The organism is Psychrobacter sp. M9-54-1, assembly GCF_016613355.1.
GTDB lineage: Bacteria > Pseudomonadota > Gammaproteobacteria > Pseudomonadales > Moraxellaceae > Psychrobacter > Psychrobacter faecalis.
Genome location: NZ_JADGFW010000060.1, coordinates 1 through 812 on the forward strand (window position 1 = coordinate 1; position 812 = coordinate 812).

Here is an 812-nt window from a genome sequence, read left to right on the forward strand (position 1 = left end):
ACTAGGGTGTGTTGACAATTACCGTAAATGGATAATCGTCGCTGCTAAATAGATATTAGCAGCAAACGACTCATCCGTTTTTTCAGCACGCATGGCAATTTTCTTGAAATCTTTCAGCTTACAGAAGAAGTTCTCGATTAAGTGACGCCACTTGTACATTTCTTTATCGAAATCTCGTTGCTTTAAACGAGAGCGTTTAGGGGGTATGACCGCTTTGCTACCACGCTCTTCTAAGTCTAGCAGTAGCCAATCCGTGTCAAAGGCTCTATCAGCAAGCAATGCACCAAACTCTTTGTCTTTAATTAAAGGTTTAACGCCAGCCATGTCATGCTGTTGTCCTTTCAATAAAGTAAAATCAACAAGGTTGCCTAATGCATCAACCATTGCCATGATTTTAGTGGTCATACCGCCTCTTGATTTGCCAATTGCCTGATGACAAGCCCCCCTTTTGCGCCTTGTCCATGACGATGTACCTTAACAATAGTGCCATCAATCATGGCATACTCTAAATCTGAGTCATTCAGAGCATTAAATAGCTTGCTGAATCTATCGCTTTTTACCCATCGACGGTAGCGCTTATAAACACTGTTCCAGTTACCAAATTCAGGGGGTAAGTCTCGCCACGGACTACCTGTTCGGACAATCCATAGAACAGCTTCGATAAATAGTCGATTATTTACCGCTGTTCTACCAACATCGGTCTCTTTACCTGCACAATACGGTGCTATCTTTGCCCACTGGGCATCACTTAGGGTTAATCTAGTCATAACACTATGATTATCAATTATTCTATATATGTCAACACACCCTAG

The 812-nt window shown here is 41.9% G+C and carries 1 protein-coding gene; it reads right to left on the reverse strand.

The features are described from left to right. Nucleotides 1-18 precede the first annotated feature (18 nt). Nucleotides 19-767, reverse strand: a protein-coding gene (locus IQ457_RS13490; protein WP_165596948.1) for an IS5 family transposase whose coding sequence is annotated in 2 segments (ribosomal slippage) — nt 19-437 and nt 437-767 — 750 coding nt in all. Because the reading frame shifts where the segments join, the coding sequence is not laid out codon by codon here. Nucleotides 768-812: the final 45 nt, after the last annotated feature.